Origin of the sequence: Bacillus sp. FSL M8-0049 (genome assembly GCF_038593355.1) — a bacterium.
Taxonomy (GTDB): domain Bacteria; phylum Bacillota; class Bacilli; order Bacillales; family Bacillaceae; genus Bacillus; species Bacillus safensis.
This window is the reverse complement of sequence record NZ_CP151986.1, coordinates 2,343,709-2,358,694: the sequence shown is the minus strand read 5'-3', so window position 1 is coordinate 2,358,694 and position 14,986 is coordinate 2,343,709. Positions and strand designations below refer to the sequence as shown.

14 protein-coding genes are annotated in these 14,986 nt (G+C 40.7%); 10 read left to right on the top strand and 4 right to left on the bottom strand.

What is annotated here, in order from left to right; genetic code table 11:
* Window positions 1-286 precede the first annotated feature (286 nt).
* From fdhA to NSU13_RS12125, 9 genes are all read left to right on the top strand, one after another.
* The gene (gene fdhA / locus NSU13_RS12165; RefSeq protein ID WP_024423097.1) at window positions 287-1,501 is read left to right on the top strand and encodes a formaldehyde dehydrogenase, glutathione-independent; all 1,215 of its coding nucleotides are present in this window, start codon (window positions 287-289) and stop codon (window positions 1,499-1,501) included.
* Window positions 1,502-1,599: 98 nt separating this feature from the next.
* The gene (locus NSU13_RS12160) at window positions 1,600-2,373 is read left to right on the top strand and encodes a methyltransferase domain-containing protein (RefSeq protein WP_342489536.1); all 774 of its coding nucleotides are present in this window, start codon (window positions 1,600-1,602) and stop codon (window positions 2,371-2,373) included.
* Between the two features lie 327 nt (window positions 2,374-2,700).
* Window positions 2,701-3,645 carry an ABC transporter ATP-binding protein gene (locus NSU13_RS12155; RefSeq protein ID WP_101676842.1) on the top strand — a complete coding sequence of 315 codons (945 nt, stop codon included), beginning with the start codon at window positions 2,701-2,703 and terminating at the stop codon, window positions 3,643-3,645.
* A 19-nt stretch (window positions 3,646-3,664) separates the two neighbouring features.
* Complete coding sequence (locus tag NSU13_RS12150) at window positions 3,665-4,831, top strand: ABC transporter permease (RefSeq protein WP_101676843.1); 1,167 nt, start codon at window positions 3,665-3,667, stop codon at window positions 4,829-4,831.
* Window positions 4,824-5,945, top strand: coding sequence for an ABC transporter permease (locus tag NSU13_RS12145; RefSeq protein ID WP_101676844.1), 1,122 nt, complete (start codon window positions 4,824-4,826; stop codon window positions 5,943-5,945). Before NSU13_RS12150 ends, NSU13_RS12145 begins: the two co-directional genes overlap by 8 nt.
* 138 nt (window positions 5,946-6,083) lie before the next feature.
* Window positions 6,084-6,833, top strand: coding sequence for an SDR family oxidoreductase (locus NSU13_RS12140; RefSeq protein WP_342489535.1), 750 nt, complete (start codon window positions 6,084-6,086; stop codon window positions 6,831-6,833).
* A 372-nt stretch (window positions 6,834-7,205) separates the two neighbouring features.
* Entirely contained in the window at window positions 7,206-8,426 is a 1,221-nt protein-coding gene (locus tag NSU13_RS12135) for an MFS transporter (RefSeq protein ID WP_342489534.1), read from the top strand.
* Between the two features lie 70 nt (window positions 8,427-8,496).
* Entirely contained in the window at window positions 8,497-9,537 is a 1,041-nt protein-coding gene (locus tag NSU13_RS12130; RefSeq protein WP_024427903.1) for a 2,3-butanediol dehydrogenase, read from the top strand.
* 126 nt (window positions 9,538-9,663) lie between these two features.
* The gene (locus NSU13_RS12125) at window positions 9,664-10,494 is read left to right on the top strand and encodes a manganese catalase family protein (protein ID WP_024427904.1); all 831 of its coding nucleotides are present in this window, start codon (window positions 9,664-9,666) and stop codon (window positions 10,492-10,494) included.
* Window positions 10,495-10,529: 35 nt separating this feature from the next.
* On the opposite strand, the gene NSU13_RS12120 is transcribed toward NSU13_RS12125, so the two are convergent.
* Genes NSU13_RS12120 through NSU13_RS12105 form a run of 4 tightly spaced genes read right to left on the bottom strand, consistent with a single transcriptional unit; the run spans window position 10,530 to window position 13,572 of the window.
* Window positions 10,530-11,243: an amino acid ABC transporter permease gene (locus tag NSU13_RS12120; protein ID WP_034279995.1), complete on the bottom strand. Its 714-nt coding sequence runs from the start codon at window positions 11,241-11,243 to the stop codon at window positions 10,530-10,532.
* Window positions 11,244-11,255: 12 nt separating this feature from the next.
* Window positions 11,256-11,954 carry an amino acid ABC transporter permease gene (locus NSU13_RS12115; protein ID WP_025092844.1) on the bottom strand — a complete coding sequence of 233 codons (699 nt, stop codon included), beginning with the start codon at window positions 11,952-11,954 and terminating at the stop codon, window positions 11,256-11,258.
* Complete coding sequence (locus NSU13_RS12110; RefSeq protein ID WP_111926419.1) at window positions 11,951-12,811, bottom strand: amino acid ABC transporter substrate-binding protein; 861 nt, start codon at window positions 12,809-12,811, stop codon at window positions 11,951-11,953. Before NSU13_RS12110 ends, NSU13_RS12115 begins: the two co-directional genes overlap by 4 nt.
* Entirely contained in the window at window positions 12,808-13,572 is a 765-nt protein-coding gene (locus NSU13_RS12105) for an amino acid ABC transporter ATP-binding protein (protein ID WP_024427908.1), read from the bottom strand. Before NSU13_RS12105 ends, NSU13_RS12110 begins: the two co-directional genes overlap by 4 nt.
* Window positions 13,573-13,716: 144 nt before the next feature.
* Here NSU13_RS12105 and NSU13_RS12100 point away from each other — a divergent pair, with 144 nt between their 5' ends.
* On the top strand, window positions 13,717-14,886 hold the full coding sequence (locus NSU13_RS12100) for an acyl-CoA dehydrogenase family protein (RefSeq protein WP_111926421.1): 1,170 nt from the start codon (window positions 13,717-13,719) through the stop codon (window positions 14,884-14,886).
* The last annotated feature ends 100 nt before the right edge of the window (window positions 14,887-14,986 follow it).

The following is a 14,986-nucleotide window of genomic DNA, read 5'->3' as shown; positions in this document are numbered from 1 at the left end:
ATAGGCGCCAGCCAGGTGTGTAAGGAATGATAGTATATATAAGGAATTTGTTTGTCGATTAAGGATACCTGTCTGGCTTATTTCTTATATCGACACCGTTCTGCAAAAGTTTAGCTTTTTTTTCAATATTTTCTTTTTTATTTCGCTGAAAGACACATTTTTCTTTCTCACATAGACATGTGTCTCCCTCTTTTTCACATAATGTGCTGTTTGAAGAAGGAAATTGCTTAAGAAATAGAGAAAATTGTAGAGACTTCATTTTTAAACAAAAGGGAGGAATGAAATCATGTCGGGAAACAAAGGTGTCGTTTATAAAGGAGCAGGAAAAGTAGCAGTTGAGGATATTGGATACCCTGATTTGGTCTTAAAAGACGGCCCGGGTGTACCTAAAGCCAATGTGGGGCGCAAATGTGAGCATGGCGTCATTTTAAAAGTAGTGACGACGAATATTTGCGGAAGTGATCAGCACATGGTGAGAGGGCGTACGACTGCACCTGAAGGGCTTGTCCTTGGTCATGAAATTACGGGTGAAGTCGTGGAAGTTGGGCGAGATGTGGAGTTTATTCAAAAAGGGGACCTCGTGTCCGTTCCGTTTAATATTGCCTGCGGACGCTGCGTCATGTGTAAGGAACAAAAAACCCATGTGTGCTTAAATGTAAACCCGGACCGCCCAGGCTCTGCCTATGGATATGTAGATATGGGCGGATGGGTTGGCGGCCAATCCGAGTATGTCATGGTTCCATATGCAGATTTTCAGCTGCTCAAATTTCCAGACAAAGATCAAGCGATGGAAAAAATACTTGATCTCACGATGCTTTCCGATATTTTCCCGACAGGTTTTCATGGTGCTTATACGGCTGGAGTAAAGCCTGGTTCGACCGTATATATTGCAGGTGCTGGGCCGGTAGGTCTTGCAGCAGCACATTCGGCTCAGCTTCTTGGCGCATCTGCTGTGATTGTTGGAGATCTGAATGAGCAAAGACTGGAACAGGCAAGAAGCTTCGGCTGTGAGACGATCAATCTACGAAAACATGATCGAATCGGCGAACAAATTACGAATATTTTAGGGGAGCCAGAAGTTGATTGTGCCGTCGATTGTGTCGGCTTTGAAGCTTCGGGTCATGGAGACCAGGGAGAAGCACCAGCAACTGTTTTAAATACGATTATGGATATTACTAAAGTTGGCGGCAAGCTTGGAATTCCAGGGCTTTATGTCACAGAAGATCCAGGAGCAGTGGATGCCGATGCAAAAGTCGGTTCTCTGAAAGTGCGAATTGGACTTGGCTGGGCGAAAGCTCATACCTTTGTGACAGGTCAAACCCCTGTTATGCAATATCATCGCAGTCTAATGAAATCCATTTTAAGCGGCAGAGCACAGATCGCCAAAGCCGTCAATGCGACCGTCATTGACCTTGATCAAGCCCCTAAAGGATATAGTGACTTTGATTCGGGTGTGGCGAAGAAATTTGTCATTGACCCGCACGGGATGCTTTCTCGATAATTTTTAACATGAAAGGAGCCGCTCAATAAAATGGGACGGCTCTTTATTGTGGAAAATCACATAGACTATACAAATCCATTTCAAAGGGGAGGAATTAGATGAATTCAGATCAGGCCAAAAGAAGAGTAGTAGAACAATTTGGAAGAAATGCAGAAAAGTATGTGACGAGTCAAACTCACGCAAAGGGAGCAGACCTTGATCTAATTGTTGAATGGGCAGCCCCAGAAGAGAGCTGGGTCGTACTCGATATAGCAACTGGTGGCGGGCATACCGCAAAAGCACTGGCTCCATATGTGAATCAAGTGTTTGCGACGGATTTAACGAAAGAGATGCTTTCTCATACATCACTTCATTTAAAAGCGTATCCCCAAATTTTTTATGTAGTAGCGGATGCAGAAAGCCTTCCTTTTTTAGAAGGCACATTTGATATGGTCACATGCCGAATTGCAGCACACCATTTCCCGCACCCTGAACAGTTTGCCAAAGAGGCATCTCGTGTATTAAAGTCTAATGGTCTGTTTTTCTTTATTGATAATGTTTCGCCAAATGATGAAGAGCTTGCACTATTTATCAATGAGCTGGAAAGATTGAGAGACCCAAGTCATGTGTCCTGTCTATCTACAGAACAATGGCGGGAATTGTTTTATAAAGAGGGAATAAAAGAAGTAAGATCAATGGAACGAAAAAAACGTTACCCTTTTCAAGAATGGGTCAAGCGAACAACGAAAACTTTAAAGGAAGAAGAGATCGTTACAAAATACATGTTAGATGCTAACGAGAAAATAAAGCAATATTATAGATTGAACATGACAGAGGATCAGATAGAATCAATAGAGGTGGATGACTGGATTGCTCTTTTCAGGAAAGAATAAAAATGTTGATTAAACATTGCTGGACAAAACAGACTCAAACATTTGTGAAGGGTGACAACCCCCTGTGCTGTAATATGACTGAAATTTGTATTTGATCCGCATAAATTGATTAAAAAACTTACAAGAACCCCTTGTAAGTTTTTTGTATTTTCAAAATTAAAAAAAGACTGTACTATTCTCCTGAATTCCGTAACATGTTAAAATGAACAGATTGGAAATATTCATCTTTAGTAGAATTTTTTACTATATATTATGATTTGATTGGATGGTATTTATAAAGGGATTTTATGTGAGAGAACGATAGACAGAATAGAGGAGAGAGATAGGTTGCTAAAAGTACATGACATTAAAAAAAATTATGAGGATCAACAGGTATTAAAAGGGGTAACCTTTCACTTAAAAAAAGGAGAATCATTTGGTCTATTGGGACCGAATGGTGCTGGGAAATCCACATTAATTGGTATCTTGACAGGGCTTATCCGAGCAACTAGCGGCTCTGTAACGATTGAAGGTTTAGATTTAAACAAAGAAACAAATAGAGCACAGCAAATGATTGGTATTGTCCCGCAAGAGATCGCGTTATATTTACATTTGACAGCAAAAGAAAATTTAATATTTTGGGGGAGAATGTACGGACTCAAAGGAAAGGAGTTAAAAAGCAGAGTACAAGAAACACTTCAGTTAATTGGTCTTGAAGATAGAGCAAATGACAAAGTGAAAGTATTCTCTGGAGGAATGAAAAGAAGAGTGAATATCGGATGCTCGATTTTGCATCAGCCGAAACTATTAATCATGGATGAACCGACTGTAGGTATAGATCCACAATCAAGAAATCACATACTAGAAACAGTAAAAATGTTAAATAGTGAAGGGATGACAATTATATATACTAGTCATTACATGGAAGAAGTCGAATATTTATGTGAAAGAATGGCTATTTTGGACCACGGATCGATCATTGCAATGGGGGATCAACATGAATTAAGTGAGCTTGTCGGCAATCAAAGGGAAATTATTTTTACTATTAAACGTGAACATGGACAGAGCGAAATAGATCGTGTGTGCCAATACATAAATGATGAAGATCCGTTAAAGGAAATCGTGATTCATGGAAATCAAATTAAAATATTTGATCAACATCCTCAACAGCTATTAAGTCGTCTCATCCAAGGTGTGACTGCATTAAATGTTCAAATTATTTCAGCAGAAATCGTAGAACCAAACTTAGAAAATGTTTTTTTATATTTAACTAGTAAAAAATTGAGAGATTAGGCTGTTTGGAGGTGAGCATATGAGCATTTGGGTTGTACTGAAAGATCTATTATTGTTTTTTAGGGATAAGAAAAGCTTTTTTACATTTTTTTTTATGCCTATCATATTAATTGCTATTTTAGGTGCAGCATTTGGAGATAACATGAAGAAAAATAGTGAAATCAGGATCAATTCATTTCGAGTAGGAATAACAGATCAAGATAAGTCCGCTACAAGTAGAATGTTTCTTTCAACAGTGTCTAAGAGTGAACTAAGTGACATATTTGATGTGAAGGTCACCTCGAAAAATCAGCTAGAGAAAGATTTAAATAGTAGAGACATTACAATGGGTATAATCATCAAGCCGAATTTTGAAAAAAGCCTATTGAATTATGATCATGTGCAATTGAATATTCTGAAAGGGCCTAATTCAAACTTACAGGAAATGGTTCTGGAAAATGTGGTTTTGCAATTCTTTCAAAATTATCATATGAATCGTATTCTGGTGCCGTTGAATCAAGGTAAAGAAGTGGAAATCGCGTCTGATCAACTGAAAAAAGAACTGGTGAACGAGAGGAATATTCATATCAACAGCCAGCCGATTACATCCTTCCAATACTACGCAGGCGGGATGGGTGTGCTTTTTTTATTAATGACTGTTGTTTTTCTAGTTGGAAGTATGATAGAGGAAAAAGAAGAAGATGTTTATAAAAGGCTGATTGTATCAAAATTAAGCAATACTAGTTACATCGTTGGGAAGTTATTGGGTATTGTTTTGATGAGTATGATTCAACTTGCGGTCATTATTTTATTTACTAGTTTTGTCTTTAAGGTGAACTGGGGAGAGCCTTTTACTGTTGTTATGATCGGATGTAGTTTTATATTAAATGCTGCGGGTTTCGGGGTGCTGATTGGTTCTTTTATCAATAGAGAAAAAACGTTTAACAGTGTAGGGATTTTAGGAACTCAAGTGTTAGCTGCTTTAGGTGGGAGTATGGTGCCCTTATACTTATTCCCACAATGGGTGATTGATATCAGCTATTTTTTACCTAATTCTCTTGCACTTCAAATGTTTTTGAAAAGTATGGCAGGTGCTGATTTTAGTGAAATTCAAAGCGGATTATTACTTAGCTGTGGGATGGGACTAGCTTTCTTCATCATTGCTTTATTAAGAATGTCTTTTGAAAGGAAGCATCGTTATGCATAAAATATTAGCCATTTTAACGTTAAAGTTAAAAGAAACATTAAAGTCCCCATTGACCCTCATTTTTTTATTTGTAATGCCAATTGTATTTAGTTTTATCTTTGGAAGTACCGCATCTGATTCAAAGAAACCTACAGTTGCTTTTATTCTAGAGCCTAGTCAAGGGAAACTGGATCAAGAAATTTTTCAAATTCTCGAAAAAAACACCAAATTTCTCTGGGTAAAGGCGACTGAAAGGGACGCAAAAGATTTAGTATCTGAAGAAAAGGTAGTGGCGTCTGTGAAAGTCGCAAACCAATTAAAGTCCCATCTAAAAGAAAATAAAGAAATTTTTGATGTGACAGTTTATAAGAAAACTGAAGAATATGCAGTCTTATCTCCTTATTTAAAAGAGACAGCTACCATCATTTATCAAATCAATCAGGGTGTGAAAAAGCAGAAAAGTGTTTCTCTCACTAATGCATTGAACAAGTTAAATGAATCTGGCACCATTTCATTGATTGAAAAAAATCAAGATGATCAAGCAAGCCAGCAACCAAATTTAATACCGCTTGGCTTTACCATTATGTTTATGATGTTTGCGATTTCAAGCTCTGTGTCATCTATTCATTTGGAGTATAAAGATTATACATGGCAAAGATTGCTTTCGAGCCCAATTCATAAAATATATGTGCTGCTGGGCTATTTAATGGCTTATTTCCTTCTTGGATGGATACAACTGGGTGTTCTTTTGACCGTCTTATCTGTGTTCTTTCATGTGTATTTAGGCAATCTGTTTCTTATTTTAGTGTTCGGATCATTTGTTATAGGGCTAGTCGTGAGTTTAGGTTTTATGATTGCCGCCTTATCTCATACAAAAAAGCAGGCTGAAGTATTTAGTGCAATTGTCATTGTAGGATCGTGCATGCTGGGTGGTATTTATTGGCCTTTAGATATCGTTCCAGACATTATGAAGAAGGTCTCTTTGGCTATACCGCAAACGTGGATGATGTCTGGTTTTGGTGAGATCATGAGCGGTACTGTCAATCAATCAATCTTATTATTAGACATAACAGTTTTAGCTGCTTTTACGATTGTTTTTATGGTGATTGGTTTGAAAAATATCAGATCCTATTAATCACTTTTCTTCGTTTCATTTTAGTTTTTAAAAACCCTCTATGGCTCTCAATTGCGATAGAGGGTTTTTTATTCATGCGTACTCCTCAAAATGATATGATAGACGACAACATCTCATGGAGAAAGGATTGGATGAATGATGAATTTTCAACATAAAACCGTCATCATCACAGGCGCAGCCAATGGTATTGGTGAAGCGATCGCCTGCGGTTATGCAAAAGAAGGGGCGCGTGTGGTGCTTGCGGATATAGATGAAGAGAAGGGGAAGCGTTTGGAGGAGCAGCTGAGAAAAGAGTCCTGTGAAGTTTATTTCATTAAAACAGATGTGAAACGGGAGAAGGATATTCAGCGCTTAATGTCGTTTGCGGCCGAGCACTGCAAAACGATTGATATTCTCATCAACAATGCCGGCGTGATGTGCACAGCATCGCCTTATGAATTAACGGTTGATGAATGGGATCATGTGCTGCATACAAATGTAAGAGGAACTTTTTTATGTGCTAGAGAAGCAGCACGTTATATCAAAGAGAATCCAAACGGTGGTTCCATTGTGAACATTTCCTCTACCCGTGCGGCCATGTCAGAGCCTCATACGGAAGCATATGCTGCATCAAAAGGCGGGATTTCCGCGCTTACTCATGCCTTGGCGGTTTCTTTTAGTCAGGATCACATTACGGTGAATAGCATTTCCCCTGGATGGATTGAAACGAAGGATGAGAAAAGTCTTCGAGAAATTGACCATCAGCAGCATCTTTCCAATCGAGTGGGTACGCCAAAGGATATTGTGAAAGCCTGTTTTTATTTAACAGATGAAGACAATCAATTTGTGACCGGCACAGATTTGGTTGTTGATGGCGGCATGACTAGAAAAATGATTTATGCGGATTAACATGAAAAAAACATTGACGCTTTGATCGAGGCGCAGTACAATATGTAACAATTCAGCTGAAGATCGTGATGAAAAAAAGACACAGCGCAAATAGAGAAGAGTACATCATAGCTGCCCCACACAGAGAACTCCGTGAAGCTGAGAAGGAGCTGGGAAGCATGATGGAACCAAGCCTCTTAGCTCTGCACCGGATTCCCTCGGATGGTGGTGCAGCGAACTTCTCCCGTTACAGAGAAGGGTGAATGATCACCCGCTAAGGTTCATCTGGCAACAGATGAATGAACTGAGGTGGCAACGCGGAGTAAATCCCGTCCTCAAGACAGACATGTCTTGGGGGCGGGATTTTTTTATGACAAATAGGGGGGGACCATGATGAAAAAACATTGGCGGGATATGAGTATTTTACTTGGAGCCATCGGGATTGCGAACATAGGAGAATGGATTTATATGATTGCCCTCCATCTGCTTATTTTTCAAGAAACGGGCTCTGTACTTGCTGTAACAGCAGTTTATTTACTAAGACCGGCTGCTGCTCTTTTGACCAATAGCTGGTCCGGCAGTTTGATTGACAGGCTGAATCAGCGGAATGTGATGATCAGTTTAGATATTACCCGTGCTCTGCTCATTGCATGCATCCCTTTTGCCTTATTCTCAGGACATCTGATCATCCTATATGTCATGGTGTTTTTCATACAGATGGCACAAGCGATGTTTCATCTAGCGTCGATGGTGTATATGACAGGACTAATCCCGGCGGATAACCGAAAACGGTTTAATGCCATTCGCTCTTTATTACAATCCGGGGGATTTTTACTTGGGCCCGCGGCAGCAGGTCTGCTCTTTCTCATCGGGACTCCTGTGCTTTCAATTTATGTAAATGCGATCTGCCTCTTGATATCTGCTTTGTTAACGATGTGTTTACCGAATTTGGTCAAAACAGATGCTGCCCAAAAGCGGTTTTCCCTTTCAATGTTAAAAGAGGATGCAAAGCTTGTTCTGCGTTTTAGTCTGACGTCACGCCAGATCATGACGGTATATTTATTATTTAGTGCCGCAATATCGGTCCTTCCTACGGCCATAGACTCACTTGAAACAGCCTTTGCAAAAGAAGTATTGATGCTGACTGATACACAATATGGCCTTCTTGTCAGTATAGCTGGAGCGGGTATTATCGCAGGGGCAAGTCTTAATTCGGTCATTGTCGAAAGGCTGTCAGTTTCGCTGATGCTTGGAATCGGCAGTTTGTTTGTGGCGTTTGGCTATCTTATTTATGCATTTTCCAGCAGTCTAGTTGCAGCCGCCGGTGGATTTTTTATATTAGCCTTCTTTTTAGCATTTGCGAATACAGGTTTTATGACGTTCTATCAAACAAATATCCCCGTAGAGGTGATGGGGAGGGTAGCCAGCTTTTATGCTTTGGTTGAAGCCATTCTGACGATGACCATGACAGGAATATTCGGCGGACTCGCTCATATTCTATCGATCAGAATTTCCGTCATCATCGGGTGTCTATGTATGCTTCTTATCTGTCTATTGCTATGTTTTGTCATCTTTCGTCCATTGACTGCCAAAAAAATAGTGCATCCTACTTAGAAAATTAAAAAAATTATGTTATCATTATTTAAGTAAGTTAATTAAATTGATAAGAAAAGGAGTCTTACAAATGAAAGCACTACGCTGGCACGATCAAAAGGACATTCGACTAGAGGAAATTGATGAACCAACAGTTGCTCCAGGAAAAGTGAAACTTAAAGTAAAATGGTGCGGCATTTGCGGTAGTGATTTACATGAATATTTAGGCGGACCGATCTTCATTCCTGTGAATGAACCTCATCCACTTACAAAAGAAAAAGCACCCGTTACACTGGGACACGAGTTCTCTGGTGAAGTTGTTGAAGTAGGAGAAGGCGTGAGCAATTACAAAGTAGGCGACCGAGTGGTGGTTGAACCTATTTTTGCAACTCACGGGCATCAAGGTGCTTATAACTTAGATGAAAACATGGGCTTTTTAGGACTTGCCGGAGGCGGCGGTGGATTCTCTGAATATGTATCAGTCGATGAAGAATTACTTCATTTATTACCAGACGAAATCTCATATGAGCAAGGCGCGCTTGTCGAGCCTTCTGCAGTTGCTTTATATGCGGTTCGCTCTAGTAAAGTACAAGCTGGGGATACAGCGGCTGTGTTTGGCTGCGGACCAATTGGTTTACTTGTCATTGAAGCATTAAAAGCAGCTGGTGCTACTGATATTTATGCAGTTGAATTATCAAAAGAGCGCCAAGTGAAAGCAAAAGAGCTTGGAGCGATCATTGTAGATCCATCTCAGTATGAAGATGTTGTTCAAGAAATCGCTCGCCGTACAAACGGTGGCGTCGATGTTTCTTTTGAAGTGACAGGTGTACCTGTTGTATTGAAGCAAGCAATCCAATCAACTAGAATTTCAGGCGAAACAGTCATTGTAAGCATTTGGGAAAAAGGCGCTGAAATTATGCCGAATGACATTGTCATTAAAGAACGTACAGTAAAAGGAATTATCGGCTACAGAGACGTATTCCCATCTGTATTAAACTTAATGAGAAAAGGCTATTTCTCTGCAGACACACTCGTCACGAAAAAAATCAAGCTGGACGATGTGATCGAGGATGGCTTCCATGCATTAATCAATGAAAAAGATCAAGTGAAAATTTTAGTCAGTGCTGAATAAGTAAGATAACAAAGAGGATGGCATAAGCCATTCTCTTTTTTTATGTATTCATATCATTTTCATAAAGAGAGCTGCGGTTGAATAGTGATAATTGAAAAGATGTTTCATGATAAGGGAGATGACATCGTGTTTTATCACATCAAAGAATTGCAATATGAAGCAAAGCCCTCAAAGCCTGATCCGGTGTATGCAAAGAAATTACAAGAAGTATTAGGCGGTCAATATGGTGAAATCAGCGTGATGATGCAATATTTATTTCAAGGCTTTAATTGCCGGGCAGATCAAAAATATAGGGATTTATTATTTGACGTAGGAACAGAGGAAATTGGTCATGTCGAAATGCTGGCAACGATGATTGCGCGTTTACTTGATAATGCACCAGTTAAAGAACAAGAAGAGGCGTACCAAAGTGATCCTGCACTTGCAGCTGTCATGGGCGGAATGAACCCGCAGCATGCGATTGTTGCAGGTTTAGGGGCAATGGCAGCGGATAGTCAAGGATACCCGTGGAATGCCAAATACATCATTTCAAGCGGAAATTTAATGGCGGATTTCAGAGCCAATTTAAATGCAGAGGCCCAGGGCCGCCTTCAGGTCACAAGACTTTACGAAATGACAGATGACCGCGGCGTCAAAGATATGCTCTCCTTCCTCATTGCTCGTGATACATATCATCAAAATATGTGGCTTGCCGCAATTAAAGAATTAGAAGAGCGAGAAGGGGATGTCGTCGTACCAACCACCTTCCCTCGTTCATTAGAAAAACAGCAAGTATCCTATGACTTGTTTAACTTCTCAAGAGGGGAAGAAAGTAAGCAAGGCAGATGGGCACATGGCCGCAGCATGGATGGAAAAGGAGAGTTCAGATATATTTCCGCACCTGTCGTATTCGGCTCTGCACCAAAGCTCAAACCCGCACCAAAAGAACTATTTAACACACCAAAAAAGGGTGAATAAAAAAGTCGATCAGGTTTTTGGGCCTGATCGACTTTTTAACGTCCGAGAGTTCTTCCGTATACACTGACACGTTTCTCTAATAATGCAAAGGCTAATTCAAAGACAATGCTCAGCAGCCAATAGATCAAAGCAGAGACGAGATAAGTTTCTAAAAACTGATAGCCGTCATTTGCAATGATCCGGGAAATACCCATGATTTCGAGTACCCCAATTGTAAACGCAAGAGATGTCGCTTTTAATAACTGAACGAGCTGATTGCCTAGGTTTGGTAAGGCCACAACAAATGCCTGCGGCAAAATAATGCGTATCATCGCCTGACGTGTGGTCATGCCTACAATTTTTGCCGCTTCAAGCTGCCCTTTGTCTACTGCCAGAAGTGCACTTCGGACCACCTCTGTTAAATGAGCGGCTGAATGCAGGCTGAAGGTAATAAGAGCCACAGCTAAAGGGGAGACCATATCTGGATGAAAGGTCAGTCCGAATGTGCCGCTCATACTGGTTAGAAGAAAAGGGAGCCCATAAAAGAAAGCGAACAGTTGAACAATAAGCGGCGTTCCTCTAAAAAAGGAGACGTATAGCGTAACGAGCTGTCTGAGTACAGGGATGCGAAAGAGGCGAATGAAAGCAAAAACAGATCCGATCACAAGACTCACAGCCATGGAAACAAGAGCAATTAATAATGTGAAAGGAACACCTTTTAGAATATGTGGTACTTGGTCAATCGCAAATGGAATATCAATGGTTTGCATCAAATCGCCTCCTTAACGTGACAGACTGGTACGGCCTTTTACAAATTTCTTTTCAAGCAGCATGGTGACTAGTTCAATGCTCATACAAATGAGCCAGTACACAATCGCTATGATCACATACACTTCAAACATGCCTATTCCATAGTTATTTCCTAAGATGATCTTCACCTGTCCCATAATATCGATGAGTCCGATCGTAAAGGCAATCGCCGTGTCTTTCACAAGATCAATGGTGTAATTTCCGAGGTTTGGCAGGGCAATGAGAAAGGCCTGCGGGATAATGATCCTGATCAAGGCCTGTGTATCTGTCATCCCCACAATGTAGGCGGCTTCCAGCTGATCCTTCCCAACAGACGAATACGCACTGCGAAAAACTTCAGATAAATAAGCCCCCGTATGTAAAGAGAACGTCATCATCACAAATAACACACGATCCCAATGATTGATTTGAATTCCTGCTACAAGTAAAAGCTGAGGAAGCCCAAAATAAATCAAGAATAACTGAACAATTAATGGCGTACTTCGTGTAAAAGATAAATAGATAACAGCCAATTGCTTCAGCACTGGGATTTGTTTTATACGAATGCATGCAAATAAGAGCCCTATTATGATGGCGAAAAACAATGACACCGCAATAATGAGAAAAGTGAGTGGCAGGCGTTCAAGCACCTGTAAAAAAATTCGCAGCCAATCTCCAGCTGTAAACGTCATGACGCTTCCTTCCTTTCTTCATATTGATAGCCTTGCTCTGAGATGTAGTCAATATCTTGAAAGAAATCAACCCCAAACCACTTTTTCGCAAGCTTAGGTAGTGTTCCATCATCAATCATCTCTTGTGTGACCCGGTCCAAATCTGCTGCAAGCTGCTTCTCACTCGGCTGTAAGACAAGATAAATCGGCTCCTTTGACACAATGCCGCCAACTTTGACCTTTAGGTTGAGATGCTTTTGTATGGTATCGAAGGTCGAAATATTCATAAAAGCCGCATCAGACCGTCCGCTTTCAACGCGCTTTAAGTTGAGTTCATTTGAAGGGCTTTCAATGGTTGTCAGCGGAATATCTGGATCATATACTTCATTATATTGATTTAATATGGAACGCAATCCGCCGCTGGGACTGACAGGAGCGAGCTTTTTTGATGTCATATCATCAAGCGATTGAATATCCCGGTTTGATTCATTCACAATTAATCCTGTCATCGAATAGCCGTATGGAACTTGAGGGTAAAGAAACCGTTTTTCGCGTTCAGGGTTACTGAAAAACCAATTAGCTGCCATTTCAAACTTCCCTGCGCCAACACCAATTAAATTGGATTCTTCCTCGCCAAAGATGTAATCAAAATGTATGTGTGGAAGTCTTTTTTCCACTTCATTTAAATAATCAATGTTATAGCCAATCGGTTCGTTTCGGTCATTTGTGGCTAAAAAGGGTGGATTGACCTCTGCACTCAGTGCGACTTTCACAATTTGTTTTCCATCATCTGTTGTTGTTTTCACACTGCTGCAGCCAATCAGGGAGAGGAGAATCAGAAGGACACCAGCTGTCATGAATGCTGTCTTTTGCTTCATATGTCTTCCTCCGATCCTTGCCACATTCCGCGATGAATCCTAGATAAAAATTGTTTCGTTCGTTCATGCTGAGGCTTCATGAGGACGTCTTCTGGGGAGCCTTTTTCAACGATTTCCCCATCTGCCATAAAGATCACGGTATCCGCTACGTCCTTTGCAAACGAAATTTCATGCGTCACAATGACCATCGTCATCCCTTGGCTCGCAATATCTTTGATCATTTCAAGGATTTCTCCGACCATCTCTGGGTCAAGTGCGGACGTTGGTTCATCAAACAAAAGCACCGCAGGATTCATCGCAAGAGCGCGGGCAATTCCAATCCGCTGCTGCTGACCGCCAGATAATTCACTCGGAAATGCATCCTTTTTATGAAGCAGTCCAATCCGCGCTAAAAATTGCTCTCCAACCTTTTCAGCTTCTTTTTTAGACATGTTTTGGGACACAATCAATCCCTCTGTAATATTTTCAAGTGCTCGTTTATTTTGAAACAAGTGATAATGCTGAAATACCATGGAAGATTGCTGCCTTAGTTTTAAAAGATCTTTTTTATGATATCGTTCAAATTGAATCGTGGCTTCTCCAACAGTCAGCTCTCCTTTGTCTGGAATGTCGAGGCTGTTTAAACTGCGGAGAAGTGTTGTTTTTCCTGATCCGCTCGGTCCAATAATTGCGACCACTTCACCTTCTTGTACGGTGAAATCAATGCCTTTTAACACATGGGTCTGCCCATAAGATTTATGTAGATTAGTAGCTGAGATCATAAAAGCATCACGTTCCTTTGACAGATGTACTTAATATTGATAAAATTTAACACATTAAATCCTATAAGTAAAGTGTGTTTTATTCATTCCGATTGGAAAAATGAGATATCATAGATTGTGAGAAACAGAGGAGTTGGATACGTTTTGTCTAAAGCATTATTTGTCGATACCGATTTTCAAAAAACATGGCTTAATCAGCTGGAATCTCTTCGTGAAACGATTGAACAAAACGCAAAAAAACATGATGAAGGCGCTTATTTTCCTAAACAGAATATCGAATCATTAGTAAACATGGGATATACAGCCCTGTCTCTTCCCGCTGAATATGGAGGCGGGGGTCAATCTGTAACAGATATGGTTCTATTTCAAGAAACGCTTGGCAGCATGGACGGAGCGACTGCCTTATCGATTGGCTGGCACCAAGGAGTTGTTGGTGAAATTTATGAAAAGAAACTATGGAATGAGAAGCAGCTGCAATTCTTTGCGGAAGAAGTGAAGAAGGGCGCCCTTGTCAACCGCGCTGTAAGTGAGGCGCAGACAGGCAGCCCAACAAGAGGCGGCAAGCCTGGGACAACAGCGATGAAATCAGGTGATCGCTGGGTGATCAATGGACGTAAAATTTTCACAACAATGTCACCAGCTCTCACATACTTTTTAGTCGGTGTATGGATCGAAGAAAAAGAGGCGATGGGATTCTTCTTAATTCACCGTGACACAGAAGGTGTTTCTATAGAAGAAACATGGGATGTTGTCGGCATGAGAGGAACAGAAAGCCATGATTTAATCTTAGATCAAGTTGTGGTATCAGATGATATGCTTGTTGAAGTGCAAAAAGGACCTCGGGGCGGTACGTTAAACCCTTGGATCGCCCATATTCCTTCCTGCTATTTAGGAATTGCACAAGCGGCAAGAGACTATGCTGTACAGTATGCCATCACACATTCACCGAACAGTATCAGCGGAACGATTAGTGACCTGCCGAATGTCCAAACACTGATTGGCGAAATTGATTTACTACTAAAGCAAGCACGCCACGTCATCTATTCAACGACAACATTGTATGAAAAGCCTGAGAAAAGAGAGCTGTTAATCAATGAATTCGGTGCTGTGAAGCATACAGTCGTTAATCATAGTCTGCAAGTGGTCGATAAATCCATGCGTTTAGTCGGTGCGAAAAGCTTGAGCCTTGGCTGTCCGCTTCAGCGTTACTATCGAGATATCCGGGCTGGGCTCCATAACCCGCCAATGGATGATATGACGATTTCAAAAATCGCGAAGCAGGCCATTGAAGAGAAAAAAAGAAAGCTAATATGATCAAAAAGCCGGATGAAACCGGCTTTTTTTATTTGGCAGAAAAGAGGACAAGCGTACCTTATGTCTCATCACTCAGGCATGCTACAATCGATACAAATCA

What these genes read in the sequence shown, in the direction of transcription:
- NSU13_RS12140 (WP_342489535.1), top strand. Translation starts at nt 6,084, where the DNA reads ATGAATTTTCAACATAAAACCGTCATCATCACAGGCGCAGCCAATGGT.
- fdhA (WP_024423097.1), top strand. Translation starts at nt 287, where the DNA reads ATGTCGGGAAACAAAGGTGTCGTTTATAAAGGAGCAGGAAAAGTAGCA.
- NSU13_RS12115 (WP_025092844.1), bottom strand. Translation starts at nt 11,954, where the DNA reads ATGACGTTTACAGCTGGAGATTGGCTGCGAATTTTTTTACAGGTGCTT.
- NSU13_RS12145 (WP_101676844.1), top strand. Translation starts at nt 4,824, where the DNA reads ATGCATAAAATATTAGCCATTTTAACGTTAAAGTTAAAAGAAACATTA.
- NSU13_RS12120 (WP_034279995.1), bottom strand. Translation starts at nt 11,243, where the DNA reads ATGCAAACCATTGATATTCCATTTGCGATTGACCAAGTACCACATATT.
- NSU13_RS12150 (WP_101676843.1), top strand. Translation starts at nt 3,665, where the DNA reads ATGAGCATTTGGGTTGTACTGAAAGATCTATTATTGTTTTTTAGGGAT.
- NSU13_RS12130 (WP_024427903.1), top strand. Translation starts at nt 8,497, where the DNA reads ATGAAAGCACTACGCTGGCACGATCAAAAGGACATTCGACTAGAGGAA.
- NSU13_RS12105 (WP_024427908.1), bottom strand. Translation starts at nt 13,572, where the DNA reads ATGATCTCAGCTACTAATCTACATAAATCTTATGGGCAGACCCATGTG.
- NSU13_RS12135 (WP_342489534.1), top strand. Translation starts at nt 7,206, where the DNA reads ATGAAAAAACATTGGCGGGATATGAGTATTTTACTTGGAGCCATCGGG.
- NSU13_RS12110 (WP_111926419.1), bottom strand. Translation starts at nt 12,811, where the DNA reads ATGAAGCAAAAGACAGCATTCATGACAGCTGGTGTCCTTCTGATTCTC.
- NSU13_RS12160 (WP_342489536.1), top strand. Translation starts at nt 1,600, where the DNA reads ATGAATTCAGATCAGGCCAAAAGAAGAGTAGTAGAACAATTTGGAAGA.